The organism is Nitratidesulfovibrio sp. 1201_IL3209 (assembly GCF_036763125.1).
Lineage (GTDB): Bacteria > Desulfobacterota > Desulfovibrionia > Desulfovibrionales > Desulfovibrionaceae > Cupidesulfovibrio.
In genome coordinates this window covers 15,993-37,538 of record NZ_JBAIYT010000033.1, presented here as the reverse complement: position 1 = coordinate 37,538, position 21,546 = coordinate 15,993, and the positions used below count along the sequence as shown (strand labels likewise).

Sequence of the window (21,546 nt, the reverse complement as noted above, 5' to 3'; positions counted from 1 at the left end):
AGGCCGCAGACAGGGCCAAGGCTTGATCGACGCCGGGAAGGGCAACCTTCCCGGCGTTTCTGTGTTGTCGGGGGAGGGGGAGCGGCGAAGCTGACGGAGCCCATGGCGGCGGGGGAAGGCGGACCGGCTACGCCTCCGGCATGTGGCTGAAGAATTCCCCCGGCGTACGGCCCATCAATTGACGGAAGGCGGCGATGAACGCCGAGGTGGAGTCGTAGCCCATTTCCAGCGCCACGGCGGTGACCCCGCGCCCGCGCTCCAGTTCCGGCAGGGCGGCCAGCATGCGCGCCCGCTGCCGCCATTGGCGCAGCGAAAGGCCCGTTTCGGCCCGGAACAGCCGGGTCAGGGTGCGGTCGCTCATGCCCGCCCGCGCGGCCAGTCGCGGCAGGGAATGGTCCTCGCCGGGGGCGTCCAGCATGGCCTCGCACAGGGCGGCCAGACGCGCGTCGGCGGGCAGCGGCAGGGACAGCCCGGCCTCGGGCAGGGCCACCAGTTCGTCCAGCAGCACCCCCACCAGCCGCCCGTGCGCGCCGCGCTCGTCATAGTCCCTGGGCAGCCGGGTGAAGGCCAGCACCAGTTCGCGGGCCAGCGGCGTCACCTCCACCACCCGGCAGCGGGCGGGCGCGGCGCTCCACAACGGGGCCAGCGCGGCGGGGTCGATGTACAGGCTGCGCTGTTCGGCCGGGCCGCCGGTCATCACCTCGTGCGGCAGCCCTGCCGGTATCCAGATGGCCCGCTGCGGCGGGGCCATGTGGCTGCCCTGCCGGGTGCGCACCTCCAGCACGCCGCGCACGGCATAGGTGAACTGCACCCAGCCGTGGCTGTGCGGATGGGTCCACGACCCTGCGGCCAGCGATTCGGCCCGGGCGAACACCGGGCGGGGCAGGGCGGCGATGTCCGGTATGAGGCGGGGGATGGTCATGCGCAGTCCGTGGGGTGGTCGGGATGCCTTTCCGTGCCGTGGGGAACGGGAAACAGTGTTTGGCGTATTCCCGACATATCTTGTCTCCGTGTCGATAGCAGGAAGAGGCGCGGGTGGCTAGATGTCTGGTGCGGGCGGCGCTCGGGCCGCCCGGCGAACCCCAGCCCAACGGAGAGACGGCCATGTTCGGGAAATATGTACGACGGATGGTCAGGGACTGGTTCCTGGCCGGGATGCTGGGAGCCGTGGTCCTGGCCACGCTGCTGCCCGACCTGGGGGCCAGCGGCGGCGCGCTGCACGCCGACATGCTGGGCAACGCGGGCATCTTTCTGATCTTTCTGTTCCACGGCGCGGGCATCTCGCCCGAAAGCATGCGCCACGGCATGTCCCGCTGGAAGCTGCACACCATGGTGCAACTGACCACCTTCGTGGTGTTTCCGCTGTTGTGGTTCGGCTTCCGCTTCGCCTTCGACGAACTGGTCCCGGCGGACCTGATGCTGGGCTTCCTGTACCTGTGCGCGCTGCCGTCCACCATCTCCTCGTCGGTGGCCATGACCGCCATCGCCCACGGCAACGTGCCGGGGGCCATCTTCAACGCCACCCTGTCCAGTCTGTTGGGTATCTTCCTGACGCCGGTGATCATCGCCCTGGCAGCCGGATCGCAGGGCGGGGCGCTGTCGCTCACCGACGCCATGATCAACATCGCCGGGCTGCTGTTCCTGCCCTTCGTGCTGGGCCAGCTGGCGCGCCCGTGGCTGGGCGGCTTCATCGCCCGCCACAAGAAGAAGGTGAACGCCTTCGACAAGGCGGCCATCCTGATCCTGGTGTACAACTCGTTCTGCGATTCCGTGCGGGGCGGCCTGTGGCGCGACCACGGCATGGACCTGCTGGCCCTGACCATCGGCGGCGCGGCCCTGTTCCTGCTGGTGGTGCTGGTGCTGAACACTGTGGTGGCCCGCGCGCTGGGCTTCGACAAGGCCGACGAGATTGCCGCCGTGTTCTGCGGCTCCAAGAAGACCCTGGCCTCGGGCGTGCCCATGGCCCGGCTGCTGTTCGGCGCGCATCCGGCGCTGGGGGTCATCGTGCTGCCCATCATGTTCTACCACCAGTTGCAGTTGTTCGTGTGCTCCATTCTGGCCGAGCGCTACGCCCGGACCATGCGTGAGCTTGAACGGGACGGACGCGATGCGCTGCCGGGCCATGCGGGCGCGGTTGCCGAACCGGGCGCCCCCGATGCCCCCGGTGCCCCCGGTGCCATGGAAGCCGCCAGCCGTTCGTGAAACATGCCGGGGCCGCAAGGCTCCGGCACGGGGCGGGCTCGGGGAGAACCGCGCGAATGCACCCCGCGCGGCGCGGCCCGCCCCATCCTCGCCTTCTCCCTCCGCCTCATCCCCTCGCAGCCCCTCCGCGCGCTCGGACGCGGAGGGGCTTGCGTTTCCGGGCCGTCTGCCGCACAGCAGGGGCATGCGCACCCGCACCGCTGAAAAATCCGCGCCCCCCGCTGCGCCCCCTGTCGCGTCCCGTGCCGGAAAGGACGACGTGGCCCCGAAGGAAGAGGTGGCCCCGAAGGAAAATGTGGCCTGGATGGCGGCCTCGCGCCTGCCGGGATTGGACCTGCTGCGGGCGCGCTACACGCGGCAGGTGTTCGCCCGGCACTTCCACGAAGGGTACGCGCTGGGCGTCATCGAGGACGGGGCGCTACGCTTCCGCTACCTGGGGCGCGACCACGTGGCCGTCCCCGGCGCGGTGAACCTGGTGGCCCCCGGCGAGACGCACGACGGGCGCGGTGCGGGCGACGCGGACGACGCGGGCTGGGCCTACCGCATGTTCTACCTCGACCCGGACATCGTGCGCATGGCCGGTGAGGAGGCGGGCCTGCCGCACGGCGCGCTGCCCGACTTTTCCACCGGCGTGCTGGACGACCCGGTGCTGGCGCGGGCCATCGGCGCGCTGCACCGCGACATGGAGCGCGCCGGGCCGTGCATGCCCACCCTGGCGCAGGAGACGCGCCTGTCCGCCGTGCTGGCCCGCTGGATAACCCGCCACGCGGCCCAGCGCGCCCCCACCGCCCGGCCGCCGCGCGCCGGGGGGGAACCGGCGGCCGTGCGCCGTGCCCGCGAATATCTGGATGCCCACTGCGCCGACGACGTGCGTCTGGCGGACCTGGGCGACGTGGCCTGCCTGAGCCCGTTCCATCTCGCCCGCGCCTTTGCCGCCGCCGTGGGGCTGCCCCCGCACGCCTATCTGGTGCAGGCGCGGGTGCGCCGGGCGCGCGGCCTGCTGTCCGCCGGGTCCACGCCCGCCGAGGCGGCGGCAGCGGCGGGCTTCGCCGACCAGAGCCACCTTACCCGCGCCTTCCGGGCGCAGATGGGGGTGACCCCGGCCAGATTCCGCAAGATGCTTCAAGACGCGCGCGGCGCATGGGCCGTAGCCTTCGTGGAAAACCGGACTTCCACGGAGGACTCCCATGACCATGACCACGCCCCGGCCCACCCGGATCAGCCGGACCACCCGGCAGACCGGGCAGAATCCGGCGTCCCCCATATCCCCGATATCCCCGGCATCCCCCGCCGCTGAGCCGCCGCACGCGGATGCCGCGCCGTCCCCCATTCCTTCCCCCGTGCCGCCCCATGGTCCCGCATGGCGCGCCTGTCTCGACCTCACTGCCGCCATGGTCATCGTGGGCTCGTCGGTGGCGGCGGCGCGCTTCGTCTCGTTGACGCTGCCGCCGCACCTGGTGCAGGAACTGCGCTTTCTGGTGGCCGCGTGCATCGCCGTGCCGCTGCTGTACCGGCGGGAGGGCGGCCTGCCGCGCCTGCCCGCGCGCGACTGGGCCGTGCTGTTCCTGCAGGCCGCCGCCGGGTCGCTGCTGTTCAACGTGTTGCTGCTGGCAGGGGTGGCCCGGCTGGATGCGGCGGCGGCCGGGGTGGTTACCAGCACCACTCCGGCGGTGATGACCCTGGCCTCGCTGGTGTTGCTGCGCGAGCGCCCCGGCCCGCGCGCCCTGGCGGGCATCGCCTGTTGCGTGGCCGGGGTGCTGGTGCTGCGGCTGGCGCCCGCGCCGGGCACGGCGGGGGGCGATGCCTCCGGCCCGCTCGCGGCCTCCGGAGTTGACGGCATGGGCCTGTTGCTGGTGCTGGGCGCGGTGTGCTGCGAAACCCTGTTCCTGCTGCTGGGGCGCACCCTGCGCACGCCCGTTTCGCCGCTGGCCGCATCCACGGCCTGCACCCTGTTCGGCGCGGTGCAGTTTCTGCCGCTGGCCCTGCCGGAGGCGCACCGGGTGACGGAACTGGACGTCACCGGCTGGCTGCTGGTGGGCTACTACGGCGCGGTGATCACCGTGGCCGCGTACGTCTTGTGGTTCCGGGGCGTGGCCCGTGTGCCCGCGGGCACAGCCGGGGCGTTCACCGCCATGCTGCCGGTGAGCGCGCTGGGCTTTTCCGCGCTGCTGCTGGGCGAGCCGGTGGGCTGGGCACATCTGGCCGGGGTGGCCTGCGTGCTGTGCGGCATCTGGTGCGTGACGCGGCGCTGAAACATCCGGCGGCGAAGGGGGCCGCGCCGGGCAGCCTCCTTCGCCGCGCGCCCTCCGAGGGCCGCCGTGCCGGTGCGCCGATGAAACATGGCGTTTCGCGCGGAAATCCATTGCCGCTGGCAGTGTAACGTCATATAAGGAGAATGAAGGAGAGTGATCACTTTCCCCATGCGTCCGCGCTTGTTCCCGCTGTCACGATGTCGGCCGGGGTGCCCCATGAGCCAACCCGCCGACGCCCGCTCCGCCTGACGATTCACGGACGCTTCCTCCGCTGCCACGCGTGCCGCCCACCGGGGTGTGGCACGCTTTGCCCGGAACGCCGGAACACCGGAAAGGAGGAGCCCATGAAGATTCTCATCGCCGTCGACAAGTCCGCCTACTCGGAAAAGGCCCTGGCCAAGGCTGTGGACATGGCCAAGAAGGAAGGCGCGGAACTGATCGCCCTTGCCGTGGCCGAACAGCCCGTGGACATGGGCGAGATCGCCGTGTCCGTGAGCCTGTCCGACCACTTCAAGGCCGTGGCCGACGAGGCCCTGGAAAAGGCCGGGGAACTGGCCAAGTCCAAGGGCGTGACCCTGAAGCCGGTGTTGGAAAGCGGCTCTTCGCCCGCCGACAACATCATCGAACTGGCGAAGAAGGAAGGCGTGGACCTGATCGTCACCGGCAGCCGCGGCCGCACGGGCATCGAGAAGTTCCTGCTGGGCAGCGTGGCCTCCAAGGTCATCTCGCACGCCCCGTGCTCGGTGCTGGTGGTGCGCTGACGCCACCGCCCTCCGCCGGGGCTCCGGCCCGGTTCGCGTCCGGCTTGGCCGCGTCCGGCCTGGTCCCGGCCAGGCTTCCCCTTTGCAGCACGACAGACAAGACCGGGCGCGGCGAAGGCCGCGCCCGTATTTATCGCTTTACATCCCCCCGGCCGGGGGGTATTGGTCACACATTCAGCTAGGGGAGCCCCATACGGGCTGAGAGTGGAGCATGCCTCCAGACCCTCTGAACCTGAAGCAGTTCACACTGCCGTAGGGAAGCTGAGCGTACCGCGCCCGAAATGCCGGAAACGCCCGTCCACCCTGCGACGGGCGTTTTTTTGTTCGCCCGCCGCACGGAAGCAGGAAGGGCCGCACGGCGGGCGCGCCACAACGCGAAGCTGGGGGAGCCCGCACGGGCTGAGAGGGAAGGACGGCCTTCCGACCCCGAGAACCTGATGCAGGTCATCCTGCCGTAGGGAAGCTTCCTCGCCTTCGGGCCATCACAGGGGAGCTTGCCGTTCGCAGGCTCCCTTCGCTTTCTCGAACGTCGCGGCAGCGGAGGTTACGGCATGACGATACGCGTGAACGGACAGCAGATGGAATGCGAACCCGGCACGACGCTGCTCCAGTTGCTGGAGCGGATGGCCCTGCGGCCCGAGGCCGTGGTGGTCGAGCGCAACCGCGCCATCGTGAAGTCCGGGGAGTACGGGGCCACCCGGCTCGATCAGGGAGACGAACTCGAACTACTGCACTTCGTGGGAGGGGGCTAGTGACGCACGACACGCACGACAACGACACGCTGGTGATCGGAGGGACGGAACTGACGAGCCGCCTCTTCATCGGCACCGGCAAGTACGGCACCGACTCCCTCATCCCTGACGTGGCCGGGGCCTCGGGCTCCCAGGTCATCACCGTGGCGCTGCGGCGCGTGGATCTGGCCAACCCCAGGACCAACGTGCTGGCCCACATTCCGCCGCACATGCGGCTGCTGCCGAACACCTCGGGCGCGCGGACGGCCGACGAGGCCGTCCGCATCGCCCGGCTGGCCCGCGCCGCCGGGTGCGGCGACTGGATCAAGATCGAGGTCATTTCCGACAGCCGCTTCCTGCTGCCGGACGGCTACGCCACGGCCCGCGCCACGGAAACGCTGGCGAAAGAGGGCTTCGTGGTGCTGCCGTACATGAACCCCGACCTGTACGTGGCGCGCGACCTGGTCAACGCCGGGGCCGCCGCCGTCATGCCGCTAGGCGCGCCCATCGGCACCAACCGGGGGCTGCGCACGGCCGAGATGATCGGCGTGCTCATCGAGGAAATCGACCTGCCGGTCATCGTGGACGCGGGCATCGGCAAGCCCTCGCAGGCGTGCGAGGCCATGGAGATGGGCGCGGCCGCGTGCCTGGTGAACACGGCCATCGCCACGGCGGGCGACCCCATAGGCATGGCCCGCGCCTTTGGCGAGGCGGTGCGCGCCGGGCGCGCGGCGTATCGTTCCGGCGCGGGGCCGGTGTCGCAGGGTGGGGCCAGCGCATCGTCGCCGCTGACGGGTTTTCTGGGGGAATAGCCGGAGTACGCGGCGCGCGGGGCGGGCCGTGGCCTGCCGGATGCCCGTCCGTTCATCCGTTCGTCGCCCCGGCACAAGGAGCAGGACATGAGCATGTACGACGTGGTCAGTGAATGGACCCCCCGCGTGGCGGACGCCCCCCTGCGCGAGGTCATGGAATCGGCCACCGCCGCCGACGTGGCCCGCGTGCTGCGCAAGGAACGCCTTTCCCCGCACGACCTGCCGGTCCTGCTTTCCCCGGCGGCGGCCACCCAACTGGAAGCCATGGCCCGCCGCGCCCGCGAACTGACGGTGCGCCACTTCGGCCGCACCATCCAGTTGTTCACCCCGCTGTACCTTTCCAACCACTGCACCAACCAGTGTCGCTACTGCGGCTTCAACGCGCGCAACCACATCCCCCGCCAGCGCCTGACGGACGCGGAGATCGTGGCCGAGGGCCGGGCCATCGCCGCCACGGGCCTGCGCCACCTGCTGCTGCTCACCGGCGACGCGCGCCACGTGTCCGGGCCGGAGTACATCGCCCACGCCGCGCGGTTGCTGGCCCCGTATTTTCCGTCGCTGTCGGTGGAGGTCTATTCGCTGGCGGACGAGGAATACGCCTTGCTGGTGGATGCGGGCATCGACGGCATGACCATGTTCCAGGAGACCTACAACGAAGCCCTGTACCCGGAACTGCACCCCGCCGGGCCCAAGCGCGACTACCGCTTCCGCCTGGACGCGCCGGAGCGCGCCGCCCGCGCGGGCATGCGCGCCGTGGGCCTGGGCGCGTTGCTGGGGCTGGACGACTGGCGGCGCGACGCCTTTTTCACCGCCCTGCACGGCCACTGGCTGCAACGCCGGTATCCCCATGTGGACGTGAGCTTTTCCGTGCCGCGCCTGCGCCCCCACGCCGGGGCCTTTCAGCCCGCGCACGCGGTGTCGGACCGCGACCTGGTGCAGGTCATCCTGGCCTACCGCATCTTCATGCCCAGCGCGGGCATCACCGTGTCCACCCGCGAGCGCGCGGAACTGCGCGACAACCTGATCCCCCTCGGGGTCACCCGCATGTCCGCCGGGGTGAGCACCGCAGTCGGGGGCCACGCGGCGCACAAGGAAGCGGAAGGGCAGGCGGATGGCGACGGCGCTACCCCGCAGTTCGAAATCTCCGATCCGCGCAGCGCCGACGCCATGGCCGCCGCCATCGCCGCGCGCGGCTACCAGCCGGTGTACAAGGACTGGGAATCGGTGCTGGACGGAGGGTACGGGTGTGGGATAGCGTGCGCCGCGCGACGCACCCCGCCCGGGGACCCTGGGGAACCTGCTGGGGCTCCCGCCCCGGCAGCCCCCCGCGCCACGGCCTGATTCTTTCATAAGGCCGGGCGTGCGCACGGGACGGGCGCGGCGGGGCATCCGCCGTCGCAATCCCCCTTCAGGAGCTTTCGTGAGCATTCTTTCCGACGGTCTCGCCCGGTATCTCGAACATGACCACCTTGAACGCATGGCCGCGGCCCGCGTGGGCATCGCGGGGGCGGGGGGCCTTGGCTCCAACTGCGCCGCCATGCTGGTGCGCAGCGGCCTGCGCCGTCTCGTGGTGGCCGACCGCGACGTGGTCGAACCCTCCAACCTCAATCGGCAGCAGTACCAGCCGTTCCACCTGGGCAAGTCCAAGGTGGACGCCCTTGCCGAAAGCCTGCGCATCATCGAGCCGCGCCTGGTGGTCACCGCCCGGCGCGTGGACCTGACCCCCACCAACGTGGCCGACGTGTTCGCGGGTTGCGACATCCTGGTGGAAGCCCTGGACGACCCCGAGGCCAAGCGCATGTTCGTGGAGGCCGCGCTGGAAATGGGGGCCTTCGTGGTGTCCGCCTCCGGCATGGGCGGCTGGGGCGGTCCGGCCATGCAGATGCGCCGCATGGGCGAGCGCATGGTGCTGGTGGGCGACTTCACCAGCGAGGTGGGCCACGACCTGCCCCCGCTGGCCCCGCGCGTGACCATGGCGGCGGCCATGCAGGCGGATGCGGTTATTTCTCGTATACTCGGCCCTTGCCCCGGTTTCATGTAATCGGCGTGATGGCGGGCAGATGCTGCGTCAAACGGAGTTTTTGCTCGGGTCGAGTACCATAAGACGTACACTCCCCTCGCAAAAACTCCGTTTTCCTTGCCTCTACCCACCCTGACGCCGATTACAGACGGGGTGCCGAGCCGGGACTTTTTCTTCTGGAGTGAATGCCTGGCCAACCTCCTGATTGGCCAGCGGTTCCGGCAAGAAGGCGAGTTTTTCCGTTCCCTCCAACCCCAAGGAGCATCCCATGCCGCGCATCCTTCCCGGCAGCACGCCGGAGGCCGACATCTACTGCCTGACCGATGACGGGCTGTCGCACGGGCGGTCCGCCGTGGACGTGGTGGACGCCATGCTGCGCGGCGGGGCGCGCATTGTGCAGTACCGCGAGAAGGACAGGCACGCCGGGGACATGCTGCGCGAGTGCATGGAACTGCGCCGCATGACCCGCGAGGCCGGGGCCTGCTTCATCGTCAACGACCACGTGGACATCGCCGTGCTGTGCGATGCCGACGGCGTGCATGTGGGGCAGGAGGACTTGCCCGTGCAGGCGGTGCGGCAACTGGTGGGGCCGGGGCGCATCATCGGGCTGTCCACCCATTCGCCGGAGCAGGCCCGCGCCGCCGTGGCGAGCGGGGCGGATTACATCGGCGTGGGTCCCATCTTCGCCACAAAGACCAAGAAGGACGTCTGCGCCCCGGTGGGCTTCGAATACCTGGATTGGGTGGTGGCCAACATCCAGTTGCCGTTCGTGGCCATCGGCGGCATCAAGCTGCACAACATCGGGCAGGTGGCCGCGCACGGCGCGCGGTGCTGCGCGCTGGTCTCGGAAATCGTGGGCGCGGACGACGTGGCCGCCCGCTTCGCGGAGGTCCGCGCGGCGATGCGCGCAGGGCGGGGATAGCCTGGCCCGCGCGTTGCGCCATCCATCGCCATCCTCCTCCGCTTTCCCGCCCGGTCACGCAAAAACGCGGCGCTCCCGAAAGGGCAGCGCCGCGTTGTTCATTGCATGCGGCAACGGCGTGGCGTCTTCGCCTGTCGGGTGCGTTCCCGTCAGGCGATTTCCTCCAGCAGGCCGGAGACGCCGGCGGACATCGCCGTCGAATCCGTGGAGGCGAACAGGCTGGCGAAGTCGAAGCCGCCCGCGCTGCCGTAGGCGTTCATGGCCCGCCGCAGTTCGGAGGTGGAAGCATCGGACCCGTTCTCGCCGCGCGCCAGGCGCAGGGCTTCGGCGTAGCCGGGGATGGCGGCGGCCAGTTCCTCGGCGGAAACCACGCCGTCCTTGTTGGTGTCCAGTTCGTCGTAGTCCTCTTCCTCGTCGTCTTCGCCGGAAGAACCCGAGGCGCCGCTGGCCGCCGAGCCGGAAACCGCCGCGCTCAGGCTGGAATCGGAGGTGGAGGCCACGCCGTTCTCGATGGCGGCGGACAGTTCGTCACCGGTGATCACGCCGTCGCCGTCCAGGTCGAACTGGCTGAAGGTATCCTCGTCCAGCCCGGATTCCTCCAGCGTCAGGTCGCCGCTCTGGTCGCCGTCGGCCAGGCCCATGATCATGGCCGTGAGGGACGAATAGGCCTGCGCGGCGGCGTCGGACGCGGCCGAGGCGTCCACGGTGAGGGTGCCGTCGTCGCCGACGGTGGCCACGCCCGACTTCAGGGCGGCTTCCAGTTCGAAGCCGGTCACCGTGCCGTCACCGTCGGTGTCCAGGGCGTCGAACGACTCCTGCTCCAGCCCCGACTCATCCAGCGAAAGCCCGCCGCTGATGTCCTTGTCCAGTTGGCCCAGCAGCGAGGCGGTCTGTGCGAAGGCAGAGCCTTCGCCGCCGCCTTCGCTCAGCATGGCGATGAGTTTGTCGCGGTTGCTGAACAGTCCGCTGGCCTGGGTGGTTCCCTCGCTGTCGTCCGACCCGCCGAACAGGCTGGCGAGGGTGGACGCGGCACCCTGGGTTATCTGCGACGCCTGGTCGCTGCCCCAGGATGCCAGCAGTTCCTGTAACGTGGAACTGCTGGAACTTATTCCCGATATGCTCATGAGTACCTCCTGACGTACCACATGTGCGCAGCGCCGTGCTCGCCCGCAGCCCGAGGGCAGGAAAAGCGTGCCGCACCATGCGGCACGGCCGCGAAAAAGCAAGAATCGCACCAACGGCAAAGCCTGCCGGGTGGTGCGCCGGGTGGCCGGGTGGTGTGCCGGGTGGCAGGGTGATGCGCCGGACGGCCGGGGAGGGGCGGAGGCGGAGTGATGGCGCGGGATGGACATGCGTCCCGTTCGCATGGCCTGCCGGGTGGCATGGCGTGGTGGGCCGCAACGAGCCCGCCCGGCAGGTGATCAGTGGGGCGAGGCGCCGGGGCCGTGTCAGGCCGTGGTGCCTGCTGCCCCGGTGGCGGCCTGCGCCGCCTCGGCAGCGGCGGCGTCCGCCAGTACGTCGGCGATGTCGCCCACGGCGCTGGAGGATGCGTCGGTGGTGCTGCCGCCGTCACCAGAGGTAGTGCCGCCGGTGGCCGCCACCGCGCCGGAGGTGCCGGTGGTGGTGCCCGTGCTGCCGGTGGGCGCGGTTTCGAACAGGGCGGTCATCAGGCCGCCCATGTTGCCCTCGTACCGTTCCACGGCCTCGCGGGCGGCCATGCCGTAGGCCCTGCGGCCGTAGCTGTTGCGCGCCACGGAACTCAGCGCGTGCAGGGCGCCCATGACGTCCAGCATCTGTTGCAGCGAGCCGCCGAACTCGTTGGCGGTGACGCTGCCGTCGCCGTTGGTGTCGATTTGCGCGAAGCGGTTCTGGTCAAGGCCGGATTCCGACTGCGACAGCCCGCCGCTGTCGTCGGCGTCCAGACGTTCCACGATGCGCTGGGCGATGCGCGAGGCCATGGCCCCGACGGTGCCCGCCGTGCCCGCTAAGGTGGACGTTGTGTCCGTGGCGGCCGTGGCGGCCGCCGTGGCTGCGGTGGTGGCGGTGGAATCCGTGCCCCCGTCAGCGGTGTCGGTGCTGCCGGTGTCCTGCCGGGCGGCGGAGGCGGTCAGGCGCACGGCCAGCTTGCCGTCCAGGGTGGCGGCGATGGCGCCCGCCAGCGCGGCGCTGGAAAGCTCGCCGGAAGAGAGCAGCCCGTCGCCGTCGGTGTCCAGGCTGGTGAACAGGCTGGTGAACACCTCGCCCGCAAGCCCGGTTTCCGCGGCGGAGAGCGCGCCGTCACCGTCGGCATCGCCCTTTTCGACGAGCAGCCCGGCCACGGCCGCCGCCTGTTCCGCCGTGGGGCCGGCCGGGGTGACAGGCGCGGGCGTTTCGCCCGTGCCGGTTGCATCATCGGTGCCGGACCGCATCAGGTCGATCAACTCGTCGCGCTTGCTGCGCAGCCCGGCGCGCAGTTCGCGCTTGCTGACGGCGCCGTCGCCGTCGTTGTCCAGGGCCGCGAAGGACGTTTCGGACAGCTGCGCCTCGGTGGCGGAAAGGCTGCCGTCGTCGTCGGCGTCCAGTTCCTCCATCATGGCGCTGGCCAGCCGGGCGGTGGCCCTGCCCAGGCCCCTGCCCCTGCCGTGCCACGGGTCCCACCCGTTGCGGGAGACTCCTTCGCAATGCTCGATGCTCATGCGTACCTCCGTCTGCCCTCCCAGGTCTGCCCGGGCTCGGCCCGGGGCATCAAGCCGCAACACGAACGGCGGCGGAAGGTTTTGCCCGGTTCGCGGGCTGCGGAGGTCGAGGCAAGTTCCGTTCCGGGAGCGTTATTTTCCCGGTGGCGGCACACTCCTTCCGGCGGGTATCCGGGCGGGAAACGCCATGTCGATGAGCCTGCCCGGCGATATTCCCAACGCATCGGCTATGGCGAGGATGTTCAACAGACACAGGTTGCGCTCGCCGCGTTCCACGCCGCCGATGTAAGTGCGGTGCAACTCCACTCTTTCGGCCAACTGTTCCTGCGACCAGCCGAGTGCCTCTCGAAAGTGGCGGATTGCCGCGCCTAGTTCGATAAGGTGTTGTTTTTCTTCGGCAGAGTATCCTGACATGGCTTCCTCCGATGGCTGAGGGAATCCATTCAGGTTCTGCGTTGAAGACTATAAGTCTACAGCCTATAAGTATCACACGCCATCTTCGATCCCTAAGGCCGAGTACGCAATTTTCTATTTCATGGGGAACGGCGAGGCCGCGATTCATGCGGCTTGTCTGCAAGCGCACGCTTCGATGACGACAAATCTCGTCTTTGCTGATGGTGTATTGCGATATGCTTTTTCTTGCATGCGCAATATTTGCTACAAAATAGAACACAGGGTGTTGTAATCGGCGATTCATATCTTGAAGCGCGTTTATGAATATCAATTTCCTTTGTGATCTGCTTTCTGCACGGCAAGGGTCTGTTTGTGATGTGTTTATCGGACAAAGTCCCAGTATCTTTATGATTGTATTTGTTTTGATTTTGAAGGGGAATTTTGTCTTGCTGCGAGTAGTGTCTTGTCTGGTGTCAGGGGCATGAGGGTGGTGGGCAGAGTATGTTCCGGAGTGTTTTATGACGTTGAAGATGAAGTTGATCGTGAGTTTTGCTGTTTTGCTGGTGCTTATTGCCAGTGTTGGCGGGTCTTCTTCAGTGCAATTGAAGGCTATTCTTGAAAACGTTGTAAAGGTTACTGATAATATTCTTCCAAGCGTAAAGGCCATAGCTGATATACGGGGCAACCTGAATGAACTTCGCAGACAGCATTTCCAGCATGTCATTGCCTCTGAAGAGCAGGAGATGGAATCCATCGAACAGAACCTGAAGGCCATCAACGGCAGGCGCATGGCCAACAGCACCATTTACGAGAAGCTCATCACCTCGCCGGAGGAGCGCGCGGCGTTTCAGGACTATCGCTCCAATATCGAAGACTACGTGAGCGGCATGCAAAAGGCCCTGGCCCTCTCGCGCGACCACCGCGAGAACGAGGCCATGGAACTGGACAGGAAGGTGCTGCGTCCCAGCTTTGCGGCGGCCATGGATGCCCTGAGCCGTTGCGTGGAACTGAACGACCGCGATTCGGCGGCGGCCGGAAAGGCGGCAAACGACCGCGTCGCGTCGGCCCAGCAGATCAACATCGTGCTCGTGGCCGGGGCCTTGCTGATCGGCGCCGGGGCCGCCATGTTCCTGATCCGTTCCACCCTCAGCCAGCTTGGGGAAGATCCCGGCTACCTGCGGGGCGTCTCGACCGAGATCGCCGCGGGCAACCTGAATGTGGCCTTCCGGTCCGAGCGCCCTTTGTCCGGCGTGTACCAGGCCATGCAGGCCATGGTGGCCACCCTCAAGGGCAAGATCGCCGAGGCCGACGAAAAGACCGTGCTGGCCGAGGCCAAGGAGCGCGAGGCCATGGCCGCCACCGCCGCCGCCGAGGAAGCCCGCACGCGCGCGGAAAACGCCAGGCGCGAGGGCATGATCCAGGCCGCCCGGAAGCTGGAGGGCGTGGTCGAGGTGGTGTCCTCCGCGTCGGAAGAGCTTTCCGCCCAGATCGAACAGTCCGACCGGGGCGCGGAAGAGCAGTCCAAGCGGGTGGCCGAAACCGCCACCTCCATGGAAGAGATGAACGCCTCGGTGCTGGAGGTTGCCCGCAACGCGGGCACCGCCGCCACCTCGTCCGAAAACGCCCGCAACAAGGCCGAGTCGGGCGCGGACATCGTGAACAGCGTGGTGCGCGAAATCTCGCAGGTGCAGCAGCAGTCCATGGACCTGAAGCGCGACATGGAAGACCTGGGCCGCCAGGCCGAGGCCATCGGCCAGATCATGAACGTCATCTCCGACATCGCCGACCAGACCAACCTGCTGGCGCTCAACGCCGCCATCGAGGCGGCCCGCGCCGGTGACGCCGGGCGCGGCTTCGCCGTGGTGGCCGACGAGGTGCGCAAGCTGGCGGAAAAGACCATGCAGGCCACCAGCGAGGTGGGCAGCGCCATCCGGGGCATCCAGCAGGGCGCCCAGAAGAACATGGACAACGTGGACCGCTCGGTGCGGGCCATCGAGGAAACCACCCGCATGGCCCAGGAATCGGGCGCGTCGCTGAAGGAGATCGTGGCGCTGGTGGATTCGGCCACCGACCAGGTGCGCGGCATCGCCACCGCGTCGGAGCAGCAGTCCGCCGCCAGCGAGGAGATCAACCGCGCGGTGGAGCAGGTCAGCACCATCTCGGCCGAGACGGCGCAGGCCATGCGCGAGGCGGCCAAGGCGGTGTCCGAACTGTCCAACCAGGCCCAGGTGCTGCGCCGCCTGGTCGAAGAACTGAAGCAAGGGTAGGCGCGCATGGATACCACCCACGAGACCATCGCCTCCGCCGTATCAGGCGCGTCCGGGCAGTTCCGGCCGGGCGGTGGAGACGGCACGCTGCTGCAACTCGTCACCTTCACCCTGGGCGAAGAGGAATTCGGCGTGGACATCCTGCGGGTGCAGGAGATCATCCGCATGATGCCGGTCACCCGCGTGCCCGCCGCGCCCGCGTTCGTCGAAGGCATCATCAACCTGCGCGGCAAGGTCATCCCGGTCATCGACATGCGGGCGCGCTTCGGCCTGCGGGCCGGGGCCGCCGACGAAAAGACCCGCATCATGGTGGTGGAGGTGGACGGCCGCGTGGCCGGGTTCATCGTGGATTCGGTGTCGCAGGTGCTGCGCCTGCCCGCCTCCACGGTGGAGGCGCCCCCCGCTGTCATCGAGGGGGGCGGGTCCGACTTCATCCGTGGCGTGGGCAAACTGGAAGGGCTGCTGTTGCTGCTGCTGGACCTCGACCTGCTGCTGGGCGAGAGCGAAAAGGCCGTGCTGGACGGGATTCGTTGATACTTCCGGACGGTCAGGGGAGTTCCAACTCGACAGGCCGACGCATCAAAGACTGCTCCGTGGGCGTGCCGTGCGTGACGGCGCGCAAGCGATCCCCCGCCGCGCCCGGACGCGCGGCAACGCCCGCGCTGCATGGCGGCACGTCGCCACCCCGCCTCCTCCCCGACATGGCGGGTCCCCCCCCAAGGGCGACGGGCCGACCGCGAAGGCGCGGGGGCATGGGACATGCCCCCCGCCTTCGCCCCCTTTCCGGGGGAACGAAAAACGGCGCGCTTCCCTTGAGAGGCGCGCCGTTGCTTCGTCGTGCGGATGTTGCGGGACTGTTGCGGAACCGGGGTGGAACTGTTGCGGAGCCGGGGGCGGCGCGGGGCGGGGCAGGGGGGCAGTTGAACGCGCCCCGGTCCCCTGCACCTTACACCTCGAACAGCATTTCCAGGTCTTCGCGGGTCAGCGACTTCCACGCCTCCTGGCCGGGGATGATGGCCTCGGCCACGCCGCGCTTCATGTCCTGCAATTTCAGGATCTTTTCTTCCACCGTGTTTTCGCAGATCAGCTTGTAGCTGAACACCTGCCGGGTCTGGCCGATGCGGTGGGTGCGGTCGGTGGCCTGGCTTTCCACGGCCGGGTTCCACCACGGGTCGTAGTGGATGACGTAGTCGGCCGAGGTCAGGTTAAGGCCCGTGCCGCCCGCCTTCAGCGAAATGAGGAAGATGGGAATCTCGGGCGTGTTGTTGAAGCGGTCCACCTGCTCGAAGCGGTCCTTGCTGGTGCCGTCCAGGTAGCAGAAGGGAATGGCGTTGATCTGCAACCACGAGCGGATGATGTGCAGCATCTGCACGAACTGCGAGAACACCAGCACCTTGTGGCCTTCCTCCACGATGTCGGTGATCATGTCCTTGAAGGCGTCGAACTTGCCGGAGGGCAGGTTGGTGGTCAGCCCCGGCATGTCCAGCTTCAGCAGGCGCGGGTGGCAGCAGATCTGGCGCAGTTTCAGCAGCGCGTCCAGGATGGACATCTGGCTCCTGGCGATGCCCTTCTCGTCCACGTCGGCCATCACCTGCTCCTTCAGCTTGCGGGCAAGGGCGGTGTACAGTTCCGCCTGCTCCTCGGCCAGGGCGCAGTAGTAGGTGTTCTCGATCTTGGGCGGCAGGTCCTTGGCCACCTCGGACTTGGTGCGCCGCAGGATGAACGGGCGCACCCGGGTGCGCAGGTAGTCCAGCGTTTCGCTGTCGCCGTCCTTGATGGGCTTGATGATGCCCCGCTGGAAGGCGTGCTGCGACCCCAGGAACCCCGGCATCAGGAATTCGAACAGCGACCACAGCTCGAACAGGTTGTTCTCGATGGGCGTGCCCGACAGGCACAGCCGCATGCGGGCGTTGATGCGCCGCACCGAGCGCGCCGTGATGGTGTTGGGGTTCTTGATGTTCTGGGCTTCGTCCAGGATGATCGTGTTGAACTCGTGCTCCTGCAATTCCTCAAGGTCGCGGCGCAGCAGGGCGTAGGTGGTGATGACCAGGTCCGATTCGTCGATGCGGCGGAACATGCCCTCGCGCCGGGTGCCGTAGATGATCAGGCGGCGCAGTTCGGGCACGAACTTCTGGGCTTCGCGGTCCCAGTTGGGCAGCACCGAGGTGGGCACCACGATGAGGTTGGGGCCGTTGGCCCCGCGCTCCACCATGTGCTGGATGAACGACAGGGTCTGGATGGTCTTGCCGAGGCCCATCTCGTCGGCCAGGATGCCGCCGAAGCCGTATTCGCGCAGGAAGTTGAGGTACGACAGGCCCTGCTGCTGATAGCCGCGCAGCGAGGCGGTGAGCCCCTTGGGCGGGGCGATGGACCTGATCTCGCGGAAGTTGCGGATCTTGTCGCGCAGGCTGTTCCAGAACGGGTCGGTCTGGGCGTCGGGCAGGTCGTCCAGCAGGCTGTCCAGCACCGGGGCCTCGAACTGCTGGAACTGCTTCTGCGGCGGCTTTTCCGGGTCAAGGCCGAGGGCTTGCAGCTTGTGGGCGATGCGCTTCAGCCAGGCCTCGGGCAGGCTGGTGTACGAGCCGTCCTTGAGCTGCACGTAGCGCTTGCCCTGGGCCCACGCCTTCCAGATCTTGTCGATGGGCACCTTCTGGCCGTCGTATTCCACGGTGATGTCCAGCGAGAACCACTTGTCCTCCTCGCTGCTTTCCACTTTCGCGGTAATGATGGGCTGCGACAGGCGCACCTTGTAGCGCGACAGGGCCTTTTCGCCGTACACGCGGTACAGTTCCACCAGCTTGGGGTAGGAGTCGAGCAGGAAGTTGATGGCCTCTTCCGGCTCCAGGAACCACATGCGGTTGCTGCGCGGCTGAAAGCGCATCTCGGCCAGCAGCGCGGTGAGCGACGCTTCCTCTTCCTGATGGCGGCGGATGAGGCAGGTGTGCCCGTCGATGGTGTAGCTGCCGGTCTGGAATTCGGGGTTGGGGCCGGGCAGGTAGAATTCGCCGTGCACGGTCTCGTAGATGTTCTGGATCTCCAGGGTCAGCAGGCTGCCTTCCTCGTCCAGGAACAGCTTGGGGTTGTACGTGGCCGGCTGGAAGATGGGTTCCATGTGCTTCAGGAACTCTTCCTGCCCGTACAGGTCGCTGGTGGGCAGCTTGGTCCACACCCGGTCGAGGAATTCGGAGATGTCCTCCTGCGGGATGACCGGGGGCTGGCGGACAAGATCCTGCACCAGCTGCGAGTTCAGGCTGGTGTGCACGGGGTAGAACCCCTTGTTCCAGCACACCCACAGCGGCATCTGGCCGTGGAAGGTCACCTCGCTGCCGATGATGGAGAACGGCTGCTTGCCCTCGCGGTGCAGCATCACGTCGAACGACAGCCCTTCGTCGGCCAGTTGCGGCTTCAGCTTCAGGCGCATGGAGGTGCGCTCGATGCGGCAGGGCTGGTCGGTGTCGCCCCAGAACAGGTAGTATTCGTTGCGGATGGCCCACAGGAACCAGGTCAGCAGGCCGTCCGGCACCTCGATGCGGTGGCCGTAGTAGTCCACGATCTGGCCGATCTGCTGCGCCACCTGCGCCAGCTGGGGCGAAAGCTCGCACCAGTCGGGGTTGCGCAGGATCTGCTCCAGCGTGATTTCATTGTGTACCGTGGACAGGCCCGACTTGTTCTGGCGGCCCCGGAACAGCGAAACCAGCAGCCGCCCCGGCTCCGGGTGGAAGCGGAAGATCAGGTAGTGCTGGCCCGCCTCCGGCTCTATGGCGGTGGAGAAGAAGGCGCGGAAATTCTGCCGCCATTCGGTCTTGGGCCGGGCGGGTTCCTCGCCGCCGGAACGCGTTTCCAGCGACGACAGCATCTTGAGGGCGGTGGCCCCCACGTGCCGGCACACGCCGGAGAACGAATCCGGGCAGTTGCAGTGGTAGGCGGTGGTGCCTTCGCCAAGGCTGACGGACAGCCTGGGCGAATATATCTGGAAGTCCTCCCCCTGGATGCTTCCCTCGACTTCCCAATAGCCGTCGGCCTTCTTCAGGCTCAGCTTCTGGACGCCGCCTTCGGCGAGGATGTCCTGCGACCCGTCCAGGATGTATTCCGGGATGGAATCATGGACGAAGTCCTGCAGGAGCGAACGGACGGATTGCTCCTCGTTCAGTTCCATATGTTCGTGTGCTCCTCTGGAGTCGCAACCGGAGGGAAGGCGCGCATGCCGGATGCGGGCGGGGCGCGCTTCGTGTGTGTCCCCCCGTACGAAGCGCAATTGACCATTTTAGTCCAAAATTGCGCCGTTATCAATAGCACGGACGTTTGCTCACGGCGCGGGACAATGATATCCAACGCGCTCGGGAGAAATCCGCCGCGCCACGCGCGGGGATGCGCCCATGCTATCGTGAAATCATACCCCATCCACGGGAATAGGCAATAGCCGGAGGCAATCGCATGAACCGCACCGTCACGCCCGCGCCGCGCGCCGCGCGCGCAGGCTCGTTCCTTCTGGCGCTTTTGCTGTGCCTGCTGCTGTCCGCCTGCGGCGATTCGGCCCCCCAAGGAGGCAAGAACGGCGGCACGGGCGCCAACGCCACCGCCGCCGGGGGCAACGCGACCTCTGAGGGCGTACAGGGCGTGCAGGCAACGCCCGGCGAGCCGGTCACCGGCGACCGGATCATCCTCGGCACTATTGGCGAACCGTCCAACCTGCTGCCGTTCATCGCCTCCGACGCCTCGTCGCACGAGGTCAGCGACCAGATCTTCGTGGCCCCGCTGCGCTACGACAAGGACCTGAACATCGAGAAGTGGGCCGCCGCCTCGTACGAAGTGCTGGAGAACGGCACCCTGTTGCGCTTCACCCTGCGCGACGACATCCGCTGGGAAGACGGCAAGCCCCTGACCGCCGACGACGTGGAGTTCACCTACAGGCTGATGGTGGACCCCAAGACCCCCACCCCCTACGCCGAGGACTACCTGGCCATACAGGAGTTCCGCAAGACCGGGCCGCTGTCGTTCGAGGTGCGCTACGCCAGGCCCTTCGCCCGGTCGCTGATCACCTGGATGCACGGCATCATGCCCAGGCACCTGCTGGAAGGGCAGGACCTGATGAACACGCCCTTCTCGCGCAAGCCCGTGGGCGCGGGGCCGTACCGGCTGAAGGAATGGGAGGCGGGCACCCGCCTGACGCTGGAGGCCAGCCCCGGCTATTTCCTGGGCCGCCCGTACATCGACGAGGTGGTCTACCGGGTCATCCCCGACCTTTCCACCATGTTCCTGGAACTGAAGGCCCAGCGCCTGGACATGATGAACCTGAGTCCGCAGCAGTACCTGCACCAGACCAACGGGGCCGAATGGGACATGGCCTGGCGCAAGTTCCAGTACCTGTCCTTCGGCTACAGCTACCTTGGCTACAATCTGTCGCTGCCGCTGTTCAGGGACGTGACGGTGCGCCAGGCGCTTGCCTGCGCCATCGACCGCAAGGCGCTGGTGGCCGGGGTGCTGCTGGGGCAGGGCATGCCCACCGTGGGGCCGTACAAGCCGGGCACCTGGGTATACAATGACAGGATCGATGATTATCCGTATGATCCTGCCAAGGCCGGGGAACTGCTGGCCCAGGCCGGATGGGCCGACACCGACGGTGACGGCGTCATCGACCGGGACGGCGCGCCGTTCGCGTTCACCATCCTGACCAACCAGGGCAACGACCAGCGCATCAAGGCGGCCACCATCATCCAGAGCCAGCTCAAGGCCGTGGGCATCGACGTGAAGATCCGCACCGTGGAATGGGCGGCCTTCATCAAGGAATTCGTGGACAAGGGGCGCTTCGACGCCGTGCTGCTGGGCTGGAACATCCTGCAGGACCCCGACCTGTACGACGTGTGGCACTCGTCCAAGGCGGTGCCCGGCGGGCTCAACTTCGTGGGCTACAAGAACCCGGAGGTGGACGACCTGCTGGAACGCGCCCGCTCCACCTTCGACCAGGCCGAGCGCAAGAAGCTGTACGACCGCTTCCAGGAAATCCTGCACCGCGACCAGCCGTACTGCTTCCTGTACGTGCCGTATTCGCTGCCCATCGTCAGTTCGCGCTTCCAGGGGCTGGAACCCGCCCCGGCGGGGCTGACCCACAACTTCACTCGCTGGTGGACGCCGCGCGAGCAGCAGCGGTACCGCATGCAGCAGTAAGACTAGTTCCTGAATGGTCTTTTCGCCCGTTGGCTTCGTCAAACTTCGCCTGCCATGGCTTTGCTGTCCTCATCCGTAAGACTCGCAAGCTCGTCTAACGGCTGAGGCTCGGTCGAATACGATAAGAGTATGCGTTGCGGTCCCCATCCGTAATGCTCGAAGACTCGCATAACGGCTGGGGCACTCCCTCATGGCAGGCTCGTTTTCCTTGCCAACGAACGAAAATCCTCATTCAGAAACAGCCCCGTAAGAGGGCATGTCTCGCCTTTTCCCCAGCACCCGGCCCCGCCGCCGGGTGCGCGCGATTTCGCGGCACTGACCGGCGGGAACACACAGCCAACTCCGG

Annotated in this window: 17 protein-coding genes and 2 riboswitches; of the genes, 12 read left to right on the top strand and 5 right to left on the bottom strand. The window is 67.7% G+C overall.

The features are described 5' to 3' along the window. Nucleotides 1–127: 127 nt before the first annotated feature. A complete protein-coding gene (locus V6B97_RS14045) occupies nucleotides 128–922 on the bottom strand; it encodes an AraC family transcriptional regulator (RefSeq protein WP_333507139.1) in 795 nt (264 codons plus the stop codon). Nucleotides 923–1,104: 182 nt separating this feature from the next. Here V6B97_RS14045 and V6B97_RS14040 point away from each other — a divergent pair, with 182 nt between their 5' ends. The 9 genes from V6B97_RS14040 to thiE all read left to right on the top strand — a co-directional run bounded on the left by V6B97_RS14040 (nucleotide 1,105) and on the right by thiE (nucleotide 9,700). Next, nucleotides 1,105–2,202: a bile acid:sodium symporter family protein gene (locus V6B97_RS14040; protein ID WP_333507138.1), complete on the top strand. Its 1,098-nt coding sequence runs from the start codon at nucleotides 1,105–1,107 to the stop codon at nucleotides 2,200–2,202. A 259-nt stretch (nucleotides 2,203–2,461) separates the two neighbouring features. Continuing rightward, nucleotides 2,462–3,499, top strand: a complete 1,038-nt coding sequence (locus V6B97_RS14035; protein ID WP_333507137.1) for an AraC family transcriptional regulator — start codon at nucleotides 2,462–2,464, stop codon at nucleotides 3,497–3,499. After that, nucleotides 3,390–4,454, top strand: coding sequence for a DMT family transporter (locus V6B97_RS14030; protein ID WP_333507136.1), 1,065 nt, complete (start codon nucleotides 3,390–3,392; stop codon nucleotides 4,452–4,454). Before V6B97_RS14035 ends, V6B97_RS14030 begins: the two co-directional genes overlap by 110 nt. Nucleotides 4,455–4,798: 344 nt before the next feature. Beyond that, on the top strand, nucleotides 4,799–5,215 hold the full coding sequence (locus V6B97_RS14025) for a universal stress protein (RefSeq protein ID WP_333507135.1): 417 nt from the start codon (nucleotides 4,799–4,801) through the stop codon (nucleotides 5,213–5,215). Nucleotides 5,216–5,385: 170 nt separating this feature from the next. Next, nucleotides 5,386–5,491, top strand: a riboswitch (TPP riboswitch). A gap of 96 nt (nucleotides 5,492–5,587) precedes the next feature. Next, a riboswitch (TPP riboswitch) is annotated at nucleotides 5,588–5,693 on the top strand. Nucleotides 5,694–5,766: 73 nt separating this feature from the next. Next, entirely contained in the window at nucleotides 5,767–5,967 is a 201-nt protein-coding gene (thiS, locus tag V6B97_RS14020; RefSeq protein ID WP_333507134.1) for a sulfur carrier protein ThiS, read from the top strand. After that, entirely contained in the window at nucleotides 5,967–6,758 is a 792-nt protein-coding gene (locus tag V6B97_RS14015; RefSeq protein ID WP_333507132.1) for a thiazole synthase, read from the top strand. Before thiS ends, V6B97_RS14015 begins: the two co-directional genes overlap by 1 nt. 87 nt (nucleotides 6,759–6,845) lie before the next feature. Further along, nucleotides 6,846–8,099, top strand: coding sequence for a 2-iminoacetate synthase ThiH (thiH, locus tag V6B97_RS14010; protein ID WP_333507131.1), 1,254 nt, complete (start codon nucleotides 6,846–6,848; stop codon nucleotides 8,097–8,099). A gap of 79 nt (nucleotides 8,100–8,178) precedes the next feature. Continuing rightward, the gene (gene thiF / locus V6B97_RS14005) at nucleotides 8,179–8,799 is read left to right on the top strand and encodes a sulfur carrier protein ThiS adenylyltransferase ThiF (RefSeq protein WP_333507130.1); all 621 of its coding nucleotides are present in this window, start codon (nucleotides 8,179–8,181) and stop codon (nucleotides 8,797–8,799) included. Between the two features lie 247 nt (nucleotides 8,800–9,046). Next, complete coding sequence (gene thiE, locus V6B97_RS14000) at nucleotides 9,047–9,700, top strand: thiamine phosphate synthase (protein ID WP_333507129.1); 654 nt, start codon at nucleotides 9,047–9,049, stop codon at nucleotides 9,698–9,700. 149 nt (nucleotides 9,701–9,849) lie between these two features. On the opposite strand, the gene V6B97_RS13995 is transcribed toward thiE, so the two are convergent. The 3 genes from V6B97_RS13995 to V6B97_RS13985 all read right to left on the bottom strand — a co-directional run bounded on the left by V6B97_RS13995 (nucleotide 9,850) and on the right by V6B97_RS13985 (nucleotide 12,789). After that, nucleotides 9,850–10,824 (bottom strand): calcium-binding protein, encoded by a 975-nt coding sequence (locus V6B97_RS13995; protein WP_333507128.1) that lies wholly within the window; start codon nucleotides 10,822–10,824, stop codon nucleotides 9,850–9,852. A gap of 324 nt (nucleotides 10,825–11,148) precedes the next feature. Continuing rightward, nucleotides 11,149–12,375: a calcium-binding protein gene (locus tag V6B97_RS13990; RefSeq protein WP_333507127.1), complete on the bottom strand. Its 1,227-nt coding sequence runs from the start codon at nucleotides 12,373–12,375 to the stop codon at nucleotides 11,149–11,151. 132 nt (nucleotides 12,376–12,507) lie between these two features. Then, entirely contained in the window at nucleotides 12,508–12,789 is a 282-nt protein-coding gene (locus V6B97_RS13985; RefSeq protein ID WP_333507126.1) for a helix-turn-helix domain-containing protein, read from the bottom strand. Nucleotides 12,790–13,286: 497 nt separating this feature from the next. Between V6B97_RS13985 and V6B97_RS13980 the strand changes: the two genes are divergently transcribed. Both V6B97_RS13980 and V6B97_RS13975 read left to right on the top strand, forming a co-directional pair. Beyond that, nucleotides 13,287–15,035: a HAMP domain-containing methyl-accepting chemotaxis protein gene (locus tag V6B97_RS13980; RefSeq protein WP_333507125.1), complete on the top strand. Its 1,749-nt coding sequence runs from the start codon at nucleotides 13,287–13,289 to the stop codon at nucleotides 15,033–15,035. 6 nt (nucleotides 15,036–15,041) lie between these two features. After that, nucleotides 15,042–15,569 (top strand): chemotaxis protein CheW, encoded by a 528-nt coding sequence (locus V6B97_RS13975; protein WP_333507124.1) that lies wholly within the window; start codon nucleotides 15,042–15,044, stop codon nucleotides 15,567–15,569. Nucleotides 15,570–15,981: 412 nt separating this feature from the next. On the opposite strand, the gene V6B97_RS13970 is transcribed toward V6B97_RS13975, so the two are convergent. After that, entirely contained in the window at nucleotides 15,982–19,191 is a 3,210-nt protein-coding gene (locus V6B97_RS13970) for a DEAD/DEAH box helicase (RefSeq protein WP_333507123.1), read from the bottom strand. A gap of 278 nt (nucleotides 19,192–19,469) precedes the next feature. Between V6B97_RS13970 and V6B97_RS13965 the strand changes: the two genes are divergently transcribed. Further along, nucleotides 19,470–21,200 (top strand): peptide-binding protein, encoded by a 1,731-nt coding sequence (locus V6B97_RS13965; RefSeq protein WP_333507122.1) that lies wholly within the window; start codon nucleotides 19,470–19,472, stop codon nucleotides 21,198–21,200. Nucleotides 21,201–21,546: the final 346 nt, after the last annotated feature.

Coding starts and splice junctions, on each gene's coding strand:
- V6B97_RS14045 (WP_333507139.1), bottom strand. CDS start 922: ATGACCATCCCCCGCCTCATACCGGACATCGCCGCCCTGCCCCGCCCG.
- V6B97_RS14040 (WP_333507138.1), top strand. CDS start 1,105: ATGTTCGGGAAATATGTACGACGGATGGTCAGGGACTGGTTCCTGGCC.
- V6B97_RS14030 (WP_333507136.1), top strand. CDS start 3,390: ATGACCATGACCACGCCCCGGCCCACCCGGATCAGCCGGACCACCCGG.
- V6B97_RS14025 (WP_333507135.1), top strand. CDS start 4,799: ATGAAGATTCTCATCGCCGTCGACAAGTCCGCCTACTCGGAAAAGGCC.
- thiS (WP_333507134.1), top strand. CDS start 5,767: ATGACGATACGCGTGAACGGACAGCAGATGGAATGCGAACCCGGCACG.
- thiH (WP_333507131.1), top strand. CDS start 6,846: ATGAGCATGTACGACGTGGTCAGTGAATGGACCCCCCGCGTGGCGGAC.
- thiE (WP_333507129.1), top strand. CDS start 9,047: ATGCCGCGCATCCTTCCCGGCAGCACGCCGGAGGCCGACATCTACTGC.
- V6B97_RS13995 (WP_333507128.1), bottom strand. CDS start 10,824: ATGAGCATATCGGGAATAAGTTCCAGCAGTTCCACGTTACAGGAACTG.
- V6B97_RS13990 (WP_333507127.1), bottom strand. CDS start 12,375: ATGAGCATCGAGCATTGCGAAGGAGTCTCCCGCAACGGGTGGGACCCG.
- V6B97_RS13985 (WP_333507126.1), bottom strand. CDS start 12,789: ATGTCAGGATACTCTGCCGAAGAAAAACAACACCTTATCGAACTAGGC.
- V6B97_RS13980 (WP_333507125.1), top strand. CDS start 13,287: ATGACGTTGAAGATGAAGTTGATCGTGAGTTTTGCTGTTTTGCTGGTG.
- V6B97_RS13975 (WP_333507124.1), top strand. CDS start 15,042: ATGGATACCACCCACGAGACCATCGCCTCCGCCGTATCAGGCGCGTCC.
- V6B97_RS13970 (WP_333507123.1), bottom strand. CDS start 19,191: ATGGAACTGAACGAGGAGCAATCCGTCCGTTCGCTCCTGCAGGACTTC.
- V6B97_RS13965 (WP_333507122.1), top strand. CDS start 19,470: ATGAACCGCACCGTCACGCCCGCGCCGCGCGCCGCGCGCGCAGGCTCG.